The sequence below is a fragment of the Parabacteroides sp. HGS0025 genome (genome assembly GCF_000969845.1).
Lineage (GTDB): Bacteria > Bacteroidota > Bacteroidia > Bacteroidales > Tannerellaceae > Parabacteroides > Parabacteroides gordonii.
In genome coordinates this window covers 2,650,057-2,670,625 of record NZ_KQ033902.1, presented here as the reverse complement: position 1 = coordinate 2,670,625, position 20,569 = coordinate 2,650,057, and the positions used below count along the sequence as shown (strand labels likewise).

The 20,569-nt window shown below is 43.9% G+C and carries 13 protein-coding genes; 9 read left to right on the top strand and 4 right to left on the bottom strand.

Going from position 1 to position 20,569, the window contains the following annotated elements; all coding sequences use genetic code 11:
* Positions 1-6: 6 nt before the first annotated feature.
* Together accC and HMPREF1212_RS10395 are read right to left on the bottom strand one after the other, a co-directional pair.
* Positions 7-1,518 (bottom strand): acetyl-CoA carboxylase biotin carboxylase subunit, encoded by a 1,512-nt coding sequence (gene accC / locus HMPREF1212_RS10400; RefSeq protein ID WP_046149313.1) that lies wholly within the window; start codon positions 1,516-1,518, stop codon positions 7-9.
* Positions 1,519-1,531: 13 nt separating this feature from the next.
* Positions 1,532-3,076, bottom strand: coding sequence for an acyl-CoA carboxylase subunit beta (locus HMPREF1212_RS10395; protein WP_028729190.1), 1,545 nt, complete (start codon positions 3,074-3,076; stop codon positions 1,532-1,534).
* Between the two features lie 374 nt (positions 3,077-3,450).
* Between HMPREF1212_RS10395 and HMPREF1212_RS10390 the strand changes: the two genes are divergently transcribed.
* The 7 genes from HMPREF1212_RS10390 to HMPREF1212_RS10360 all read left to right on the top strand — a co-directional run bounded on the left by HMPREF1212_RS10390 (position 3,451) and on the right by HMPREF1212_RS10360 (position 15,556).
* Positions 3,451-4,164, top strand: coding sequence for a FadR/GntR family transcriptional regulator (locus HMPREF1212_RS10390; RefSeq protein WP_046149312.1), 714 nt, complete (start codon positions 3,451-3,453; stop codon positions 4,162-4,164).
* 25 nt (positions 4,165-4,189) lie between these two features.
* Positions 4,190-6,781: a sodium:solute symporter family protein gene (locus HMPREF1212_RS10385; RefSeq protein WP_046149311.1), complete on the top strand. Its 2,592-nt coding sequence runs from the start codon at positions 4,190-4,192 to the stop codon at positions 6,779-6,781.
* Between the two features lie 4 nt (positions 6,782-6,785).
* Positions 6,786-7,697, top strand: coding sequence for a dihydrodipicolinate synthase family protein (locus HMPREF1212_RS10380; protein WP_046149310.1), 912 nt, complete (start codon positions 6,786-6,788; stop codon positions 7,695-7,697).
* Positions 7,698-7,784: 87 nt separating this feature from the next.
* Positions 7,785-10,949, top strand: a complete 3,165-nt coding sequence (locus HMPREF1212_RS10375; protein WP_046149309.1) for a SusC/RagA family TonB-linked outer membrane protein — start codon at positions 7,785-7,787, stop codon at positions 10,947-10,949.
* A gap of 37 nt (positions 10,950-10,986) precedes the next feature.
* The gene (locus HMPREF1212_RS10370; protein ID WP_046149308.1) at positions 10,987-12,441 is read left to right on the top strand and encodes a RagB/SusD family nutrient uptake outer membrane protein; all 1,455 of its coding nucleotides are present in this window, start codon (positions 10,987-10,989) and stop codon (positions 12,439-12,441) included.
* A gap of 144 nt (positions 12,442-12,585) precedes the next feature.
* Positions 12,586-13,716, top strand: a complete 1,131-nt coding sequence (locus HMPREF1212_RS10365; RefSeq protein ID WP_046149307.1) for a sialidase family protein — start codon at positions 12,586-12,588, stop codon at positions 13,714-13,716.
* A gap of 208 nt (positions 13,717-13,924) precedes the next feature.
* A complete protein-coding gene (locus HMPREF1212_RS10360) occupies positions 13,925-15,556 on the top strand; it encodes a sialidase family protein (RefSeq protein WP_046149306.1) in 1,632 nt (543 codons plus the stop codon).
* 63 nt (positions 15,557-15,619) lie between these two features.
* On the opposite strand, the gene HMPREF1212_RS10355 is transcribed toward HMPREF1212_RS10360, so the two are convergent.
* Complete coding sequence (locus tag HMPREF1212_RS10355) at positions 15,620-16,909, bottom strand: L-cysteine desulfidase family protein (protein WP_028729182.1); 1,290 nt, start codon at positions 16,907-16,909, stop codon at positions 15,620-15,622.
* Positions 16,910-16,995: 86 nt separating this feature from the next.
* Positions 16,996-17,661: a glycine zipper family protein gene (locus tag HMPREF1212_RS10350; protein WP_046149305.1), complete on the bottom strand. Its 666-nt coding sequence runs from the start codon at positions 17,659-17,661 to the stop codon at positions 16,996-16,998.
* Positions 17,662-17,798: 137 nt separating this feature from the next.
* Between HMPREF1212_RS10350 and HMPREF1212_RS10345 the strand changes: the two genes are divergently transcribed.
* Entirely contained in the window at positions 17,799-19,715 is a 1,917-nt protein-coding gene (locus tag HMPREF1212_RS10345; protein WP_046149304.1) for an AAA domain-containing protein, read from the top strand.
* Positions 19,712-20,524: a Cof-type HAD-IIB family hydrolase gene (locus HMPREF1212_RS10340; RefSeq protein WP_046149303.1), complete on the top strand. Its 813-nt coding sequence runs from the start codon at positions 19,712-19,714 to the stop codon at positions 20,522-20,524. Before HMPREF1212_RS10345 ends, HMPREF1212_RS10340 begins: the two co-directional genes overlap by 4 nt.
* The last annotated feature ends 45 nt before the right edge of the window (positions 20,525-20,569 follow it).

The following is a 20,569-nucleotide window of genomic DNA, read 5'->3' as shown; positions in this document are numbered from 1 at the left end:
CTCCTTTTAATAGTTATTGGCAGTCATCTGCAGTTTACCGTAATATTTCCATAAAGATTCGCCTACCAGCGGAACAGTCGTCATACGGGCGGAAGCCTCTTTCTCCTGTTCGAAATGTTTGAGGGCGGCTGCTATGACAGCAACCAGCGGATCATTGTTCTGGCGACGCTTCAGGTCTTCCTTGTCGAACTTGGTGTCGATAAAGGTCGTGTCGTAATTCCCTTTCAGGAATGTTTCGTTGTGCAATACACGCTGATGGAACGGGATCGTCGTCTTTATTCCCAGTATCTTGTATTCACGCAGGGCACGTGCCATATTGGAAATGGCCGACTCACGGTTGCGTCCCCAGGTACATAGTTTGGCGATCATCGGGTCGTAATGCAGGGATACTTCGAACCCGGCATAGGCGGCACTATCCAGACGGACGTTACGTCCTTCGGGGGCTTCACGCACCTTGATAATACCCGGCGAAGGCATAAAGTTATTTTCCGGGTCTTCCGCATAGATACGGCATTCGATGGCGGCTCCCCTGAACTCTACATCTTCCTGTTTGTAGGGCAACGGATTGCCGGCAGCTACCAGGATCATATCGCGAACGAGGTCGACACCCGTAACCTCTTCCGTCACCGGATGTTCCACCTGCAGGCGGGTATTCATTTCCAGGAAGTAGAAGTTCTGGTCTTTATCCATCATAAACTCCAATGTTCCGGCACTGTAATAACCGATCTTCTTACAGGCTTCCACGGCTACGGCAAGCATCTTCTTACGTGTCTCCTCCTTCACAAAGGGCGACGGGGATTCTTCGATCACCTTCTGGTTACGACGCTGGATGGAACATTCGCGTTCGTAGAGGTGGATCACGTTTCCGTATTTATCTCCTAATACCTGCACTTCGATATGGTGCGGGTTCTCGATATATTTTTCGATATAAATCGCATCGTTCCCGAACGAGTTGCCGGCTTCGGAACGCGACAGGCGGAAGGCTTCTTCCAGTCCCGCTTCCTCACGAACGAGGCGCATACCTTTACCACCGCCACCGGCCAGGGCTTTCAGCATGATCGGATAACCGACTTCCTTCGCCACTTTGCGTATCTCGGCAATATCCGACACAGGTTCTTCCGTACCGGGCACAACAGGTACTCCGGCCGCTTTCATAATCTTGCGGGCTTCCGTCTTTATTCCCATGCGGGCGATAACGTCGGCACTCGGGCCGATAAAGATTACCCCTTCTTCCTCGCAACGGCGGGCGAAGTCGGCATTCTCCGACAGGAAACCGTATCCCGGATGGATGGCGGCACCGGTCTTTTTGGCTATCTGCAGGATTACATCCGGTTTCAGATAGGAAGTATCCGTTTCATTTTCTGAAATACAATAAGCTTCTTCTGCATATCGAACGTGCAAGGCTCCCCGGTCTACATGCGTGTAGATCGCAACGGTAGGTATATTCATTACGCGGCAGGTACGAAAGATTCGCATCGCAATTTCGCCGCGGTTGGCTACTAATACTTTCTTTATCATAATCGTTCGCGTATTAAAGTGGTAAATTGGAATGTTTCTTCGGCGGGTTCGACTGCCGTTTGTTGGCAAGGAGTTCGAAACTGCGGATCAGGCGGGCACGGGTACCGGAGGGTTCAATGATTTCGTCTACATAACCCAGTTCGGCAGCGCGGTACGGATTAGCGAACTTCTCGCGATAATCGTCCTGAAGTTCCTTACGTTTCTTTTCCACATCTTCCGCTTTCTTCAGTTCCTTGCGGAAAAGGATATTTACGGCACCATCGGGACCCATTACAGCGATCTCGGCAGTCGGATAAGCGAAGTTGATATCTCCGCGTATATGTTTGGAGCTCATTACATCGTAGGCACCACCATAAGCCTTGCGGGTAATAACCGTTACTTTCGGGACAGTCGCCTCACAATAAGCATAAAGCAGTTTGGCTCCATGACGGATAATACCTTCATATTCCTGATTAACGCCCGGAAGGAATCCCGGAACATCTACCAGCGTGAGCAGCGGTATATTGAATGCATCGCAGAAACGGACAAAGCGTGCGGCCTTCACCGATGAATTGATATCGAGTGTCCCGGCCATGACAGAGGGCTGATTGGCAACCACCCCGATCGTTTTACCATTCAGGCGGATATAACCGATCACGATATTTTTGGCATATTCTTCCTGTACTTCGAAAAAGTTGTGATCGTCTGCTACCGATTCAATCAGTTCCTTCATGTCATACGGTTGGTTCGGATTGGTGGGGATCAGTTTGTTGAGTTGTTCGTCGATGCGGTTGGCACTGTCGGTTGTCGGGATGAACGGAGGTTCCTCCATGTTGTTGCTCGGCAGGAACGACATCAGTTCGCGTATCTTCAGGATACAATCCATATCGTTATCTCCCGTGAAATGAGCTACTCCCGAACGGCTGCTATGAACTTCCGAGCCGCCCAACTCCTGCATCGTCACTTCTTCCTGCGTTACACTCTTTACCACTTCCGGCCCGGTGATAAACATATAACTGGAGTCTTTTACCATAAAGATAAAATCAGTCAAGGCCGGCGAATAAACCGCTCCACCTGCACACGGCCCCATGATCGCACTGATCTGCGGGATCACACCGGAAGCCATCGAATTACGCAAGAATATTTCCGCATAACCGGCCAACGACCGTACGCCTTCCTGGATACGTGCACCACCTGAGTCGTTCAACCCGATCACAGGTGCCCCCAACTGCATGGCCATATCCATGATCTTGCAGATCTTCCGGGCATACGTTTCCGAAAGAGCACCGCCAAATACAGTAAAGTCCTGTGCAAAAACAAATACGGTACGTTTTCCGATCAGTCCGTATCCGGTTACGACCCCATCGCCCAGCGGACGTTGTTTTTCCAGCCCGAACTCCGTGCATCGATGGGTTACAAACTTGTCTACTTCCACGAAGCTTCCCTTTTCCAGTAGAAGTTCGATACGCTCACGGGCTGTAAGTTTACCCGCTGCATGTTGTTTCGCGATACGGTCTTCACCGCCTCCCAGCTCTGCCTGATGGTTTAGAGCAGCCAATTGATCAATTTTCTCTTTCATGGCGATTGTCGGTTTTTATTGATTGATGAACTTAAAATTGCTTGCTAAATCATGTATCTCGCAAAAATAAGAGTAACATATATCTTAAACTGTATGATAAATTACACAGTAAAGAACACATCATCTTTTAATGTTCTTACAATATAAACATTTGCAGGAACGTAATAGTTATGAAAACCGATTGAATTTATTGATGAGGAGATTGATAAAATTTATATCCAGCAGGAATAAAAGTTTTATTCCAAACTATTGATTTGTGTCTTGCAAGTTAAAATATACAAATTTCTCTCTTTTTATTATTGTGATATAAAATCTTTTTCTTTTATTTGTCAGACAAATAGGATTAATACGAATTATAAATCTAATATATACTTATGGATTCTTTAAAATTACATAGTCAGACCTTTACATTAGTAGACCAGGTCGAAGATAAACTACTCAACTATCTCAAGGAAAAAGATTTGCGCACAGGAGATCCAATCCCCAATGAACTGGAACTGGCCGCAGCCCTTGGCGTTGCCCGCAGTGTTTTACGCGAAGCATTAAGCCGTTTGAAAATGATGGGCATGATAGAAAGCCGTACCCGTAGAGGAATGATTTTGCGGGAACCTTCCATTTTGGGTGGAATGAAACGGGTAGTCGATCCACGTATATTAAGCGAAGAAGCTTTGTTCGATATTCTCGGTTTCAGAATCGCCCTTGAAATAGGGATGTGTAGCGACTTGTTTCGAAATATAACTCCTGAAGATATTGCAGAATTAGAGGAGATAGTAAAAATGGGTATTGTTTTTGAGAACAACGAATATGCTCCGGTAAGTGAATTCAGGTTCCATGCAAAACTGTATGAAATAACCGGTAATAAAACAATTTCTGAATTTCAGGAAATAATTCATCCTGTCATGGTGTTTGTTAAAAACAAATTCAAAGATTTGCTCGAACCCATCAATATCGAGATGAAAGAAAAAGGCCAGATAGTTACCCACGCAGATTTGCTTGAATACCTAAAGAAAAAAGATGAAACGGGTTACCGCAAAGCAATCGAACTACATTTTGAAGTTTACAAAAGATTTATGAATAGTAAAACATAAAAACCGATCTACAAATTGTCATACCATGTCTAATACATTTAAAACAAAAATACTTTTCTTGGTTTGCCTTTTTACAGTTTTCCAGGCAAAGGCAAACACCAGATGTGCTTCATCCGAATATCCGGATATGGAAAAAATAGAATGGAGCAACACATTGGCTTTGCCTGAAATTAACGGAAAGGCAAACATTGGTATTGCGGGAGCATTCTCCGGATTTATCGGCAGCAACCTGCTTGTAGGCGGTGGCGCTAATTTTCCAGATACCACCCCTTGGAATGGTGGTCATAAAACCTGGTGGAATACATTATATTATATTAATGTACAGGATCCGGATACTAAATGGAATATTATAAAGGAATGTTTACCTAGAACATTAGCATATGGAAATTCTATTGAATTGCCTTCCGGCATTTTATGTATCGGAGGATGCGATTCTGCACAATGTTACAGTGATGTTTTCTTACTTCAATTAAAAGATGGAAAAGTAAAAATAGATACAGACTGGCCTTCTTTACCAGTCCCGCTAGCAAACTCAACCGGCGTTCTGTTGGATAATAAAATTTACATTGCCGGTGGTCAGGAAAGAATGGATGTGCAGGAAGCAACCGGACATTTCTTTATGCTTGACCTGGCAAACAGCAAAAAAGGATGGAAAACACTTCCTACCTGGCCGGGAGCCCCCCGCGGATATGCCGTTAGTGCTGCTCAAAGCGATGGCTTTGACAAATGTTTCTATCTTTTCAGCGGACGTAACTATAAAGCCGATGGATCCGTTGAGGTATTAACGGATGGATTTGCCTATAATCCACGACTAAATATCTGGAAAAAATTAGATCAGCAATTCCCGGTAATGGCCGGAACAGCGATAGCAACAGGAGCAAATCATATTCTTTTCTTAGGCGGTGTACCACGATTAATATCTGGTTCCGATAAACATCCCGGATTTGATAACACTGTCCGTCTATACCATACTATTACGAATACGTTCATTGAAAAAGAGACAGCGCCCTACTCTATTCCCGTTACAACGAACATTGCCCGTAAAGATAATTCGTTTTATCTCACAAGCGGAGAGATAAAACCTGGTATCCGTACACCTCAAATACTACAAGGAGAAATTATACCTTTTGAAAAAGGACTGGGTGTTGTGAACACTATCGTCATTATTCTATACTTTGCATCATTGGCCTGGATAGGTTACTATTTCTCGAAAAAACAAAAGAACACGGACGATTATTTCAAAGGGGGTGGCCGTTTACCTTGGTGGGCTGTGGGATTAAGTATTTTCGGCACAAGCCTTAGTGCGATCACTTTTATGTCTATTCCGGCAAAGTCCTACTCGTCTGATTGGAGCTATATGTTAGTCAATGCAGGTATATTAATGGTTGTTCCTATTATCCTGTATTTATTCATTCCATTTTATCGGAAACTGAATGTAACAACGGCTTACGAATATCTAGAACAACGATTTAACTCGTTAATCCGTGTCATTTGCAGTTTGGCTTTTATTCTGTTCCAGATTGGAAGAATGGGGATTGTCTTATTTTTGCCTGCAATTGCATTGAACGTTGTAACAGGTTTCGACATATTTCTTTGTATCGGCTTGATGGGGATTTTAAGCCTGATATATACAATGATGGGAGGTATTGAAGCTGTGGTATGGACAGATGCTTTACAAGTTGTCGTTTTACTGGGAGGTGCAATTCTTGTTGTTATAATCGCAGTCGCTAATATTCCGGATGGTTTTTCCGGTGTCATCCGGGAAGCTGCTTTCGATAATAAATTTGATCTGGGTAGTTTAAACTTCGATTTAAAGCAATCTACTTTATGGACTGTACTGATCGCAACCTTCTTTACTAATCTAACGACTTACGGAACCGATCAAACTATGGTGCAACGATATATGACAACAGAAACAGAAAAGCAAGCCAAGAAAAGTGTCCTGACAAATGCTTTTCTTACTATTCCTGCAACCTTGTTGTTTTTCTTTGTCGGAACAGTTCTTTACGTTTATTATAAGCATAGCCCGGCAGAGTTGAGTCTAACTATTACAGATGGTGATGCCATCCTACCCTGGTATATTTATTCTGAATTGCCACAAGGGATAACAGGCCTGTTAATATCCGGTATTTTCGCTGCTGCCATGTCGACACTTAGTAGTAGTATGAATTCAGCCGCCACAGCATATATTGTCGATATCCATAGTAAAATAGTTACTGATGATTCGAAAAACAGTCTGCATGCAGCTAAAATTTCCACATTATTATTAGGTATAGCCGGTATTGCTTTTGCTTATACAATGGCAACCTGGGAAATAAAGTCATTATGGGATGAATTCAATAAAATACTAGGAATAATCCTGGGTAGCTTAGGAGGACTTTTCTTACTGGGAATGATCACCAGAAGAGCTAATGCAACCGGGGCTTTATGCGGAATAATCGGTAGCATATTCATTCAACTTATTATGATTCATTTCCAATACGTTCATCTACTCTTATATACAACAACAGGGTTTATCTCTTGTTTCGTTATCGGATATATAGCAAGCCTGGTTATACCAAGTCATAAAAAGAATATCGATCATCTGACTATTTACAAAATATTTTCTAAAAAATAATGACATGAAGAATTATCAACGTCTGAAAGGATTGATTGCAGCATCCTTTACTCCTATGGATGCTCATGGAAAAGTAAACCTTTTCGCAATCGACAAGTATGCCGACCTGATGGCTGAATCAGGTATGACAGGAGTATTCGTGTGCGGAACAACAGGAGAATCCCTATCACTCACAACAGAAGAACGCAAAAATATCCTGGAACAATGGATTAAATCAGCGAACCACCGTTTCAAAGTAATTGCGCATGTTGGAAGCAACTCACAGTTTGAAGCTATGGAATTGGCCCGTCATGCAACTGAAGCAGGTGCAGATGCCATCGCATCGATGGCCCCGTGTTTCTTTAAACCTGGAAGCGTGAAAGAGTTAATTGCATTTTTTGCTCCGATAGCAAAATCTGCAAAAGAATTACCTTTCTACTATTATAATATGCCGTCAATGACCGGGGTGTCTCTATCTGTTGCCGCATTTCTGGAAGAAGGTAAAAAAGTAATGCCCAATCTTGCCGGAACCAAATTCACCCATAACAATCTAATGGAGATGGGAGAATGCCTGGCATTAAATAATAGTGAGTTTGAAGTACTTCACGGATACGATGAAATTCTGATATCCGGACTTGCATTTGGCGCAGTTGCCGGCGTTGGCAGCACCTATAATTATCTTCCGGATGTGTATCACGGCATCCTGAAAGCAATGGAAGAAGGCGATATGCAAAAAGCCAGGGAACTTCAGATGAAATCAATTGAAATAGTAAAAATAATCATTAAATACGGAGGAGGTGTAAGAGGAGGAAAAGCAATTATGAATCTGATAGGAATAGAATGCGGACAATGCAGATTACCCCTTTCGCCTGTAAGCGATGAAGAATACGATATGCTGAAAAACGATTTGTATAAAATCGGCTTTTTACCAAAATAAAAAAGACACGGGGAATAAAAACTTTGGTCGGTTGCCTATTCCCCGGTGTCGATCTTAAAATAACACTATTTTAAAACCAGTACAAAGATGAATAAAATTAATTATTTATGTCTACTATTGATCCTTTTATTATTCCCTTTTATCTCGGTTTCCGCTCAGGAAGTAAATATTTCAGGTGTTGTAATAGATAATGAAGGACTAACGATGCCCGGCGTTTCCGTGGCTGTTAAAGGTGCCACATCCGGTACGATCACAGATCTGGATGGCAAATTCAATATCAGTGTACCTAAAGGAACTACACTTATTTTCTCTTTTATAGGATATACGACGAAAGAAGTGAAAGTAGGAAACGAATCTATTTTAAATATCACTTTAAATGCATCTACGGTTGGTCTGGATGAAGTTGTCGTTGTCGGTTACGGCACACAATCGAGAAGAACCATCACATCTGCTATTACTAAAGTCAGCGGAGATGCATTAAAGAATGTGCCGGTAAATACGATCGGCGAAGGTTTGAAAGGCAAAATTGCCGGAGCCAGGTTGTATTCCAACAACAATACTCCGGGTGCCGATGCAACCATCCGTATCCGAGGAGGTTCCTCTATCAACAAAAGCAACGATCCGCTGATCCTTGTCGATGGTGTCGAACGCGCTTTTTCCGGTATTAACCCCAATGATATCGAGTCTATCGAAGTACTGAAAGACGCAGCATCCACTGCCATTTACGGATCAAGAGCCTCAAACGGTGTTATCCTGATCACGACGAAAAAAGGGTCAGCCAACCAGGCTCCCCGGATTACATTCGAAGCAAATGTAGCTCTGCAACAGGCTGAAACATTATATGATTTCATGAGTGCCGAAGATTACCTGAACATCGTCCGCCCTGCAGTGGCTGTCGGTCCGAATTCAAGATATAATTCGATGGATGGCTATTCTGCCAGTTCCGGTAATACGGCATCTTCCATTTATTCTACACGTTACCTGAGAGATGGGGAAAGTGTTCCGGCAGGATATAAATCGATGCCTGACCCACTTGATCCAAGCAAGACACTGATCTTTCAGGATAATAACTTTCAGGATGAAATCTATAAAAATGCTTTATGGCAGAATTATTATGTAGGTATTGACGGCGGAAGCGATGCAGTCAGATACAGTGCAAGTGTCGGTTATACGGATGATGGCGGTGTGGCCTTGGCTACCGATTATTCCCGTCTTAGCATGCGTAATAATCTGGATGTAAAAATCAACAGTAAATTATCTCTTGCTGCAGGTTTCGACTATTCCAAAACAAACTCATCCGAATATCCAAACCAGATGAATGTGATATCCAGAGGTCTGGCAACGCCACCCACACAGAAAAAATATAATGAAGACGGTACGCCGACCAAAGGTTATAACGCGACTTCTCCCAACCCGCTATGGTACCAATATTACAACGACCAGAGTAAGGAGGAAAAACGTTTGTCCGCTTTCGGTAAACTGACTTATCGCATTATCGACGGATTAAGAGCCGACGTTCAATTGTCTACCTATAACCACCATTGGAGAAGTGACAGTTTCGAGAAAGCAAACGAATTCAGCGGTTTACGTACAACTACAGCAAAATTCGGCGAACTAGAGAGAAACAAACTGGAAGCATACGGTACATATAGCAAAACAATCAAAGACCATTCTTTCTCCATCATGGCTGGTTATTCGTATCAGAAAGATAAAAACCAAACAATGGAAGCGACTGTCACAGGTGCAAGCTCCGATAAAGTACCGACATTAACAGCAGGCCCTAATAAAAAAGATGCCAAGAGTGACTTTACAGACGACGTTACAATCGGCTACTTTGGACGTTTATCCTATGATTTCCAGAAAAAATATTTATTCTCGGCAACATTCCGGGAAGATGCATCCTCACGTTTTGCAAGTGGCAATCAATGGGGTTTCTTCCCCGGCGCATCTGTAGGCTGGGTGATGTCGGACGAAAGTTTTATGCAAAACGCTAAAGCTATCGATAACCTGAAATGGCGTATCAGCTACGGTCAGACAGGGAACAATACGATCGGACTGTATGATGCTTATGGCAAATACTCTACAGATGCCAAATACGACGGTGTAGCAGGTATCGTCCCTTCTACTATGCCTAACCTGGGATTAACTTGGGAGGTTTCGACACAGCTGGATGCCGGTTTCGATTTATCTATGTTTAATAACCGTTTAAACATCAATGCCGATTATTTCGACAAAAGAACCGACAATCTGCTATTTAGTAAAGAACTACCTAACACGTCCGGATTTGAAAACGTACAAACAAATATCGGCAAAGTTAAATTTTACGGTTTCGATATTGAAATAGGTTCAACCAACATTGAAACGAAAGATTTCACATGGACATCCAAGTTTACCTGGAGTTTTGTAAAAAACAAAGTACTGAAACTACCAGATAACGGCCGCGATAAAAACCGTATCGGAGGTATTACCTTAGCCGACGGAACGGCCTTTGGCGGAACCGCAGAAGGAGAATCTCTGTATAGTTATTATGGCTACGTTGTCGATCATATCCTTGAAACTCAACAACAGGCGGATAATGCAATGTATGACAGTTCCGCCAAAGGTTACCGTCATTCGGATGGTAAGAATATAGCAGGACGTAAAGAAGTCGGCGACTACGAATGGAAGAATCGCGAAGGTAGCCAGACACGCGACGGAAAAGATTATATCGACAGCCAGGACCAGTTCTTACTGGGTTACACTGTGCCACATTCCACAGGTGGATTGAACAACAATTTCACTTATAAGAATTTCACTCTGAATATCTTCCTGGATTGGGCTTTGGGACATTCCATCAATAACAATTCCGAAATGCGTTATTTCATGAATACATTTGCCAATAACTACACTTTGATCGATGAAGTGAAACAATGTTGGACACAACCAGGGGATAACACAAAATACGCACGTTTCACTGCCAACGACCCGGATGACGGTAACGCAAACTTCAGCCGTACTTCTAACATATTTAATTATAAAGGTGATTATTTGTGTATCCGCGAGATCAGTCTGCAATATAATGTACCGACCAATAAATTGGTTAAACTGGGTATTCAGAATCTTGCTTTCACGCTGGCAGGTAATAATCTGCATTATTTTACAGCAGTAAAGGGTGTTTCTCCCGAAGTAGGAGCCTCTACCACTTATAATAAAGATTACTATAACTACCCTCCTATTCGTAAATATTCGATCGGAGTTAAAGTGACATTCTAAAACAAAAGAATCTTTTAAGCTATAAAACAATAGTATTATGAAAATTAAGACAATAATATCAATATTACTGGCAGGAACCCTGTTCGCTTCATGCCACGGTGACCTGGACATCATTCAGAAAAGCGAAGTTTCTGCCAACTCCATGTGGCAAGACGAAGGAGATGCTACTTCTGCCATGTACGGTATGTTCAATAAATTCAGAGCAGCCTTTAATACCGGTTACATTTACTGGGGCGAATATAGAACAGGATTATGGGGAGACGGTTTAACCAGTCAGACAGCTCGCGATCAGGTTTATCAAAACCAGATTCCTACCAGCCACGGATATGCAAACTGGAAAGATTTGTACACTACGATCAATAATGCTAACCTTATTCTGAAATATACTCCCGATATTGCCTTCAACAGTGAAGAGACAAAGAATAAGATATTGGCAAATGCCTATTATGTAAGAGCGTTCTGTTATTACTGGATCGGACGTGTATGGGGCGATGCTCCGGTTTTACTGGAAGGTTTCGAATCGGACCAACAGGAAGGTTTATTCCCGACACGTCAACCGGCAGATGATGTATTCAGACAAGTAGGCGAAGACATCGACAATGCACTGACTCTTATACCTGCTTCCGTTAAAGACCGGAATCTGGCATCACCAGGATCGATCAATATGCTGAAAGCCGATTACAATTTGTGGATGTATAAGGTTAGAAGTGCTGGTGAATCTGCATTGAATAACGCGAATACAGCAGTTCAGGCTGTATTGGGTAATTCTGATTATTCCTTGGAAGAAGATTACGGAAATATCTTCTATAACGAACTAGGCAATGAAATTATATTTGCATGGAGTTATATTCAGGACGAATATACAGGCGGTTACCCGGGTGACTATCTGGTGCCTTCCCAATATGTGTCGGCCGAAGCTATAGAGAACCCTGTAAAAGTGGGAAGTCATCAGCAATGGTGTTTCTACACGGAAGACTATAAGGCATTACTTTCAGAAAATAAAGACGATCAACGGACGATCCTAAGTTTTGAAACCTATTTTGATGAGCCGAAGAATGCCACTTTCCAATGGATCAATAAATTTGCCGGGACATGGACAAACGGGACACGTATCTTCGATTCCGACATCATTGTATACCGCTATGCTGATGCAATTCTGTTTGATGCGGAGATCAAAATGGCTAAAAACGATATATCCGGAGCTGTCGCTTCCCTGAACAGGATTGCCGAACGGGCTTATGGCAAAGAAAACTTCTATCCTGCATCCATCTCTGCGTCCGATCTGAACGAAGCGATCGTCACAGAACGTATGAAGGAATTTGCTGCCGAAGGTAAACTTTGGTGGGACTTTATCCGTCTGGGTGTCGTATTTAAGAAAGCTCCTTATCTGGTAGGTCGCGACAATGAACAGAACGTATTATTATGGCCGGTAGCTCAGACATCTATCAACAAGAATCCGAATATCACGCAGACACCGGGCTACGACAAATAAAATAACTTATATGCACGTTAATACATACTGGCAGAGGAACATTTCTCTGCCAGAGTTATAAGTCCGCAAATCTCTTTGAACTGGTTACAGACTACCATATCATTACCGAATTTTTTAATAAATAATCTCAAATCAATTTAAGTTATGAAGAAAATGATAGCAACTTGCTCTATTCTGCTGATGCTACTCAGTATTTCACTACAAGCCCAGGAAAACCCGACAACCGATGTGTTTCAAAAAGGACAAGACGGCTATGCCTGTTTCCGCATCCCGGCTATTGTCCGATCCAAAGCTGGTACTTTGCTGGCCTTTGCCGAAGCTCGAAGGAACAGCTGCTCGGATACCGGTAATATCGATCTGGTAGTAAAACGTTCGGAGGATGGCGGTAAGACCTGGAGCAAAGCAATTACTGTATGGGACGACGGAGACAATGTATGTGGAAACCCCGCTCCTATTGTAGATCAGGAAACCGGACGCATTATTCTGGTAACCTGCTGGAATCTGGGAGAAGACCACGAAAAAGAGATCATTGATGGGAAAAGCAAAGATAGCCGCCGCATATATGTACTCTCTTCGGACAACGACGGGATAAGCTGGTCTGCTCCCAAAGAAATCAGTTCTTCCGTAAAGCATCCGGACTGGACCTGGTATGCAACCGGTCCCTGTCATGGTATTCAACTGCAAAACAAAAAGTATAAAGGACGGTTAGTCGTATCAGCCAATCACATGGTAGCCGGTACTAAAACATATCATTCCCAGCTTATCTATTCCGACGACAAGGGTGAAACCTGGAAACTGGGCGGGATAGTCAGCAAACACGGTGGAAATGAGAGTAGTGTAGTCGAACTTGAAAATGGAAACCTTATGTTGAATATGCGGAACTACAACCGAGAAGAAAGCAAATCGCGCAGCTACGTTATCAGTGAAGACGGTGGAGAAACCGTTTCCGAAATGCAATATCTGCCGGAACTGATAGAGCCCATTTGCCAGGGAAGCACGTTGAACTACATGAAGAACGGCAAAATAAGCAACAACATCCTGTTCTCGAATCCTGCATCCACGGATAAAAGGGAGAAAATGACAATCAAACTGAGCGAGAATAACGGTAAAACATGGCCATATGCTTTCCCTGTCTATTCCGGCCCCTCGGCCTATTCCGATTTAGTGAATCTACCAGACGGAAACATCGGGCTACTATACGAATATGGTACCGACAATGCATACGAAAAGATAGGCTTCACTTGTATCTCTTTCGAGACTCTGAAGAAACTCTGATCCGAAAGCCCGAAAGATAGATTTTATAAACTAGTCCAGATAAAACAACGAGCAAAAGTTTCAATCTGTTTCATGCAATGAAACTTTTGTTTCACATGGGAGAAACATTTGTTCCACCCTAATGAAACACTTGTTTCACTATACTGAAACAAAATAAAATAAATAAGTGCTTGAAGATTATAAGAACACTCCAAATCAGTAAGACTCCATGAATAAAACACTATTATTTACGCTTCTATCCATCTTGTCGATCTCCTGTACAAAATATACCGACAAGATATCCGTTACGATAAAACAACCCGTTCTGCCCGTCCTCACCATGAAGGATGCAAATCCGGTATTAAAGATTGAATTGATACGAGATCAGCCGATCGATTATACATTACAATCGATCGCGTTTGCTTTGCAGGGAACAACTAATATCAACGATATTGAAAGTATCGGGCTTTATTATGCCGACCCTAAAGGTACTCTTGATAAAGATAAACCTGCAATACTCCCTATTGCAGTATCGGAAACTGTTACTATTAACACTGAGATTCATGTAGAAACAGATACGCTCACCCTCTGGCTTTCCTTCAAATTAAAAGAAAAAATCGACCTCGGCCATCGATTTAATGCCTATTGCTCCGAGTTGCAAACAAGCGAAGGTAAAATAAAAATACCTGAAACAATATCTCACGGACTACGTGCCGGCGTTGCCGTTCGTCAGCATATGCAGGATGGTGTACATACATCCCGCATTCCAGGTTTGGCTACTTCCCGAAAAGGGACCTTACTGGCGATTTACGATGCCCGCTACGAAAACTCACGGGATTTGCAAGGAGATATAGATATCTGCCTGAATCGTAGTACAGACGGTGGACAGACCTGGCAACCCATACAAGTCGTTCTGGATATGAAAGAATGGGGCGGCCTTCCCGAAAAATACAACGGAGTAAGCGATGCCAATATCCTCGTAGATGAAGAAACAGGAGATATATACGTAGCCGGTCTCTGGATGTACGGTGTATTGGATAATGAAACCGGCAAATGGATACCCGGAATGACTAAAGACAGTACCCGTTGGATGCACCAATGGCGCGGTAAAGGCTCTCAACCAGGCTTTGGCGTTAAAGAAACCAGCCAGTTCCTGATCAGCAAAAGCACAGATGATGGCCTGACATGGAGCGAACCGATTAACATCACAGCACAAGCCAAACAAAAAGAATGGTGGCTTTTTGCTCCCGCTCCCGGACATGGCATCACGTTGAAAGACGGAACTCTTATCTTTCCCACTCAGGGACGTGACAAAGAAGGACAATCATTCTCTAACATCACCTGGAGTAAAGACAATGGGAAAACATGGAAAACAAGCAGTCCAGCATTCCATAACACAACGGAATGCATGGCAGTAGAACTATCCGACGGAAGCATTATGCTGAATATGCGTGACAACCGTAACCGGGGCAACAGAGAAGAAAACGGCCGGCGTATCTGCGTCACTTCTGATCTGGGACAAACCTGGACGGAACATCCTACATCCCGGAAAGCACTTATCGAACCGACGTGTATGGCCAGTATCCATAAACATATCTATCATCAGGATAGCAAAGAAAAATCCATACTCCTTTTCGTAAATCCGGAATCCTACTCCGAACGTAATCACATCACTTTAAAAGTAAGTTATGATGATGGTAATACCTGGCCGGAAGAAAAGAAAATATTACTGGACGAATACAATAGCCGTGGATATTCCTGTATCACATCAGTAGATGAAAATACGATCGGTATTCTATACGAAAGCAGTCAGGCCGACATGGTATTCCAACAAGTCAGTCTAAATGAAATAGTACCATAAATTCAACAAAAAGGCAGAGATTATTCACCTCTGCCTTTTTTATAATCAACGAGAACAATCCTTCTAACAGGATTTCCCTGTCATAATATCCAGCACTAGTTTATCCGTTGCCTCCATACCTACGGAGCCGATAGCCGTCAGGTTGGCGATCGACTTGTCCACGTCTTCATCGATAATGCCTTCCACCGGAGTGACTACCTTATTTTCCATTGCCATCAATGCCGAGATCATCGCAGTAGAAACACCGCTCGATACTTTCAGGGCACAACTAGGTTTCGCACCGTCGCAGATCATGCCGGTGATATTGCCGATCATATTCTTGATTGCATAAGATATCTGTGTCTTGTTCCCTCCCATCAGGTAAGTTATGCCACAACTCGAACCTGTGGCAGCAACAACGCATCCGCACAAAGCCGAAAGACGTCCCAGGCTCTGTTTGATATAGATAACCATCAGGTGGCTGAGCATCAGGGCACGGATCAATTGTTCCTCCGTACATTCAATATCTTCGGCAAACGAAAGAACCGGAAGCGTAGCGGCAATTCCCTGGTTTCCGCTACCGGAATTACTCATTACGGGGATCATCGCACCATCCATACGGGCATCGCAGGCGGCAGCGGTCATAGCCAGCATGTGGGTATAGGCAGACTCGCCCATATATTTCTTGCCGTACTCGCCCGATACGGTTTTACTTACGGTGTGCCCGTAATGTCCCTGTATGGAAGCTTGTGCAGCTTTCTTGTTCAAATCGGCCGTTTCAAGGATAAAGCGGATTTCGTCTACCGGCATTTCCATGGCAAACTCGTAAACTGTCGAGAAAGAGAGCTTCAGTTCATCCTCCGGACAGATGGCGTCACAATGCAACTCCTTTCGTTCGTCGGTCAATACTTCGCCGTTTTTCTCTACATATATTATATGTGTATGCTCATGGCAGATAATTACCCGAGATGTTTCCTCTCCGGCTGTACAGATTATTTCGATATATAGTTTGTCTACATTCTCCTTTAAAGCGATATGGATAAGCTTATCTTCAATTATGGCCTTACCGGCTTGCAACGCTTCAGGGGTTATATCGCGAAGCACTTCCAGCCCGTAAGCCGATTTTCCGATCAGGGTTCCGAGAGCAATGGCGATAGGCAGTCCAACCATACCTGTGCCGGGAATTCCCACTCCCATTGCATTCTTCAGTATATTGGCACTAAGTAATACTTCTATTTTCTCAGGTCGGCATCCCAAAACTTCCGCTGCTTTTGCTGCGGCTAAAGCAACCGCCACCGGTTCCGTACAACCGATTGCCGGAATTACTTCCTGATGTATTAATTTAATGATTTGCGTTTGAGTTAATTTATCCATAAAATATAGAGTTTTTTCCTTTAATATCGTCCGGCAAAGGTAACTTATTAATCGATAATTAAGAGCCGAAAATCAAAAATTATATGCTATTTATCGCTATTACCTACAGTTTCCGCCGTAAATATTTCCTCTTCCGTACCATTACCGCGTCCTTCTTCCAGGCGCACACTAAAAACAGCCTGGCCAGTTTGTAATTCCGGGGAAGCATATACCGTGACTTCATAATTGATACATTCCTCACGTGAGATACGGGGTATTTTCACCGGATTGGATAATTCCAGATGTTCCCCTTCCTTTATTTTTACGACAGGTATCACATCCAAAGCGTCCTGAAAGCTGTTATTAACTATCACAAACGAGATACGGCAAGTTTCTCCGGCATCGATCTTCCGGTTGCAGGTGATGCTGTCCTCTTCCAAAAGAATATCTTCTATATGCAGGTCGGGTAACAAGACGTTCGAGGAAGTATTATATTTGCCCGGGATTCTCCTTTCGACTATCACTTCATCATTCGCAGTGGCAGCGATCGAAGCACCGGCGACACCTCCGACAGCCGTTCCGATGAATGCTCCTATTTCACCACCTCTTTCATCATTAATAGCCTCCCCGATCAATCCGCCGAACAGCCAGCCGACAAATGATCCGACCTGTGCCCCAAAACCAGTCCGGTCTTCGTTACTCATATTCCTTATCGATCCGCAACCCGGCAGGATCAATAAAACGATCATTAAGGATATAATTACCTTTTTCATAATATCACCTATCTTTCTATTCTACACAATCAACGAATAAAATCCTCATGTTTGCCTTTATGACAACGGAAAGGAGAAAAACCCCCATTCAATTCCTTTTTTTTATGTAAGTTTGCGGCCAGTTAAACAAAGAATTAATGACAAATCAAATCCAGACTCCATCTGCAGATCTGCAACGCCAATATGATCTCCTTCAAATGGAGTATGAATATGAGAAAGAGACCTACAGGCAGCAGTCCGAACGGGTGGGCATCCATCGGAAAATACAACAGGGACTTTGCTGGTATCCTGTTGTCCCGGGAAAAAGTTATTACAATTCACTCAACCAACTCGTCATTGAAATTGAACGCAGAGACGACAAGGAGATAGAGCATAATTTTGAATATGGCCGTCCGGTTTGTTTCTTTACAACCAATGGAACAGGCAGTCCGCGTTATCTGAATTTCTCCGGTATCATCAGCTATGTACAGGACGACCGGATGGTTGTCGTTCTTCCAACACCTTCGGCCTTGTTCGATCTGCAAGGTGTGAGCAGTGAGCTGGGCGTTCAGCTCTATTTTGATGAAACAAGCTATAAAACGATGTTCAGTGCACTGTCGGGTGTAATGAAAGCGAAAAATAACCGGTTAGCCCATTTGCGGGATGTATTACTGGGGAAAACGCCTGTCAGTGAAAGGAAGTTGTTTCCCGTTCGTTTTCCCTGGCTGAACGTTACCCAGGAAGAGGCTGTCAACCACGTGCTGGCGGCAAAAGAGGTTTCCATCGTGCATGGCCCTCCCGGAACGGGTAAAACGACCACATTGGTGGAAGCGATCTATGAAACATTACACCGGGAAAACCAGGTGATGGTCTGTGCACAAAGTAATACAGCCGTCGACTGGATCTCCGAAAAGCTGGTAGACCGGGGGATCAACGTTCTCCGCATCGGCAACCCGACACGGGTGAACGACAAAATGCTTTCCTTCACCTACGAACGACGTTTCGAGTCGCATCCCGACTACTCCGAACTCTGGGGTATCCGTAAAGCGATCCGCGAGATACAATCGTCTTTCCGCAAGAAGAGCCATAGCGAAAAGGAAACGGCACGCAACCGTCTTTCCCGCCTACGTTTCCGGGCTACCGAACTGGAAGTACAGATAGACACCGACCTGTTCAGCGAAGCCCGAGTAATAGCCTGCACATTGGTAGGTTCTGCCAACCGGGTGCTGACAAACCATACATTCACGACTCTTTTTATCGACGAAGCGGCACAGGCACTCGAAGCGGCCTGCTGGATCGCGATCGGCAAAGCAGACCGGGTCATCCTGGCCGGCGACCATCACCAGCTCCCTCCTACTATTAAATGTATAGAGGCAGCACGCGGCGGCCTGGATCGTACGTTGATGCAGAAAGTGGCTGCCAACAAACCGGAAACGGTTTCATTGCTAAAAATACAATACCGGATGCATGAAGATATCATGCGCTTTTCGTCCCATTGGTTTTATCAGGACGAGCTGAAGGCTGCGCCGGAAGTAAGCCAGCGCGGTATCCTGGCATACGACACTCCTGTTGTCTGGTTCGACACGGCCGACTGCGACTTTGAAGAAGACCGGTTGTCCGAAAGTATGAGCCGCATCAATAAGCAGGAAGCAGTTCTATTGGTAGAACAGTTGCAAAGCTATATCGAAAAGATCACCAAAGAGCGGGTGCTGGACGAAAGCATCGACTTCGGACTGATCTCGCCTTATAAATCGCAGGTTCAATATATCCGCGGACTGATCAAACGCAACGCATTCTTTAAGCCGTTCCGTAAACTTATTACCGTCCATACCGTAGACGGTTTTCAGGGACAGGAACGTGATGTTATCATGATCAGTCTCGTGCGTGCCAACGACCAGGGCAACATCGGATTTCTGAATGACCTGCGTCGCATGAATGTAGCCATCACCCGTGCCCGTATGAAACTGATCATTCTGGGCGATGCTTCTACATTGACAAAACATGCTTTTTACAGAGAATTATATAAATACATCACAGCCCACGGGCATGTCATTCAAATAAATAACAATATATGAAATATAAGTTACTGGTTCTCGACCTGGACGGAACGCTGACAAACAGCAAAAAAGAGATCACCCCTTATACGCGGGAAATCCTGATCAAAGCACAGGAACAGGGTCTTCATCTCGTCCTGGCATCCGGACGTCCCACGTATGGTATCGTTCCTCTGACAAAGACGTTGGAAATGGAACGGTTCGGGGGATTTATCCTTTCCTTCAATGGCGGGAAAGTGATCGAAGTTAAGACAGGCAAAGTATTCTACGAACAGGCCTTGCCACCGGATATGATGCCACTGTTGTATCAACGTTCGCAGGAAGCCGGGCTGACAATCCTTTCTTACAACGGGAAATATATACTGACCGAGAATGCGGAAGACAAATATGTCAAATACGAGTCGTTCCTCACTAAGATGAAGATAAAGGAAACGGATAATTTCCTCCGCGACCTGCAACTTCCCGCCGACAAATGCCTGATCGTAGGCGAACCGGAAGATTTGGTTCCGCTGGAAGAGAAACTGCGTCAGGAAATGGGGAGCCGTATCAACGTCTATCGGTCGGAAGCTTTTTATCTGGAAGTCGTACCCAAAGGAATAGACAAGGCAGCATCCTTGCAGCGCCTGCTGGAACGCGTATACATAAAACAGGAAGAAGTAATAGCCATAGGAGACGGCTTTAATGACCTCACAATGATACAGTTTGCCGGTCTGGGTGTAGCTATGGCAAACGCCCAGCCTCCGGTAAAAGCCAATGCCGACGAGGTAACGACTTATACAAATGATGAGGACGGAGTAGCACATTTCATCGAAGATTTGATGAAAGCGTAAGCGTTAAATGTGTATATTTGTGTTCTAAACAAAAACAGCAAGCCC

Coding starts and splice junctions, on each gene's coding strand:
- accC (WP_046149313.1), bottom strand. CDS start 1,518: ATGATAAAGAAAGTATTAGTAGCCAACCGCGGCGAAATTGCGATGCGA.
- HMPREF1212_RS10395 (WP_028729190.1), bottom strand. CDS start 3,076: ATGAAAGAGAAAATTGATCAATTGGCTGCTCTAAACCATCAGGCAGAG.
- HMPREF1212_RS10390 (WP_046149312.1), top strand. CDS start 3,451: ATGGATTCTTTAAAATTACATAGTCAGACCTTTACATTAGTAGACCAG.
- HMPREF1212_RS10385 (WP_046149311.1), top strand. CDS start 4,190: ATGTCTAATACATTTAAAACAAAAATACTTTTCTTGGTTTGCCTTTTT.
- HMPREF1212_RS10380 (WP_046149310.1), top strand. CDS start 6,786: ATGAAGAATTATCAACGTCTGAAAGGATTGATTGCAGCATCCTTTACT.
- HMPREF1212_RS10375 (WP_046149309.1), top strand. CDS start 7,785: ATGAATAAAATTAATTATTTATGTCTACTATTGATCCTTTTATTATTC.
- HMPREF1212_RS10370 (WP_046149308.1), top strand. CDS start 10,987: ATGAAAATTAAGACAATAATATCAATATTACTGGCAGGAACCCTGTTC.
- HMPREF1212_RS10365 (WP_046149307.1), top strand. CDS start 12,586: ATGAAGAAAATGATAGCAACTTGCTCTATTCTGCTGATGCTACTCAGT.
- HMPREF1212_RS10360 (WP_046149306.1), top strand. CDS start 13,925: ATGAATAAAACACTATTATTTACGCTTCTATCCATCTTGTCGATCTCC.
- HMPREF1212_RS10355 (WP_028729182.1), bottom strand. CDS start 16,909: ATGGATAAATTAACTCAAACGCAAATCATTAAATTAATACATCAGGAA.
- HMPREF1212_RS10350 (WP_046149305.1), bottom strand. CDS start 17,661: ATGAAAAAGGTAATTATATCCTTAATGATCGTTTTATTGATCCTGCCG.
- HMPREF1212_RS10345 (WP_046149304.1), top strand. CDS start 17,799: ATGACAAATCAAATCCAGACTCCATCTGCAGATCTGCAACGCCAATAT.
- HMPREF1212_RS10340 (WP_046149303.1), top strand. CDS start 19,712: ATGAAATATAAGTTACTGGTTCTCGACCTGGACGGAACGCTGACAAAC.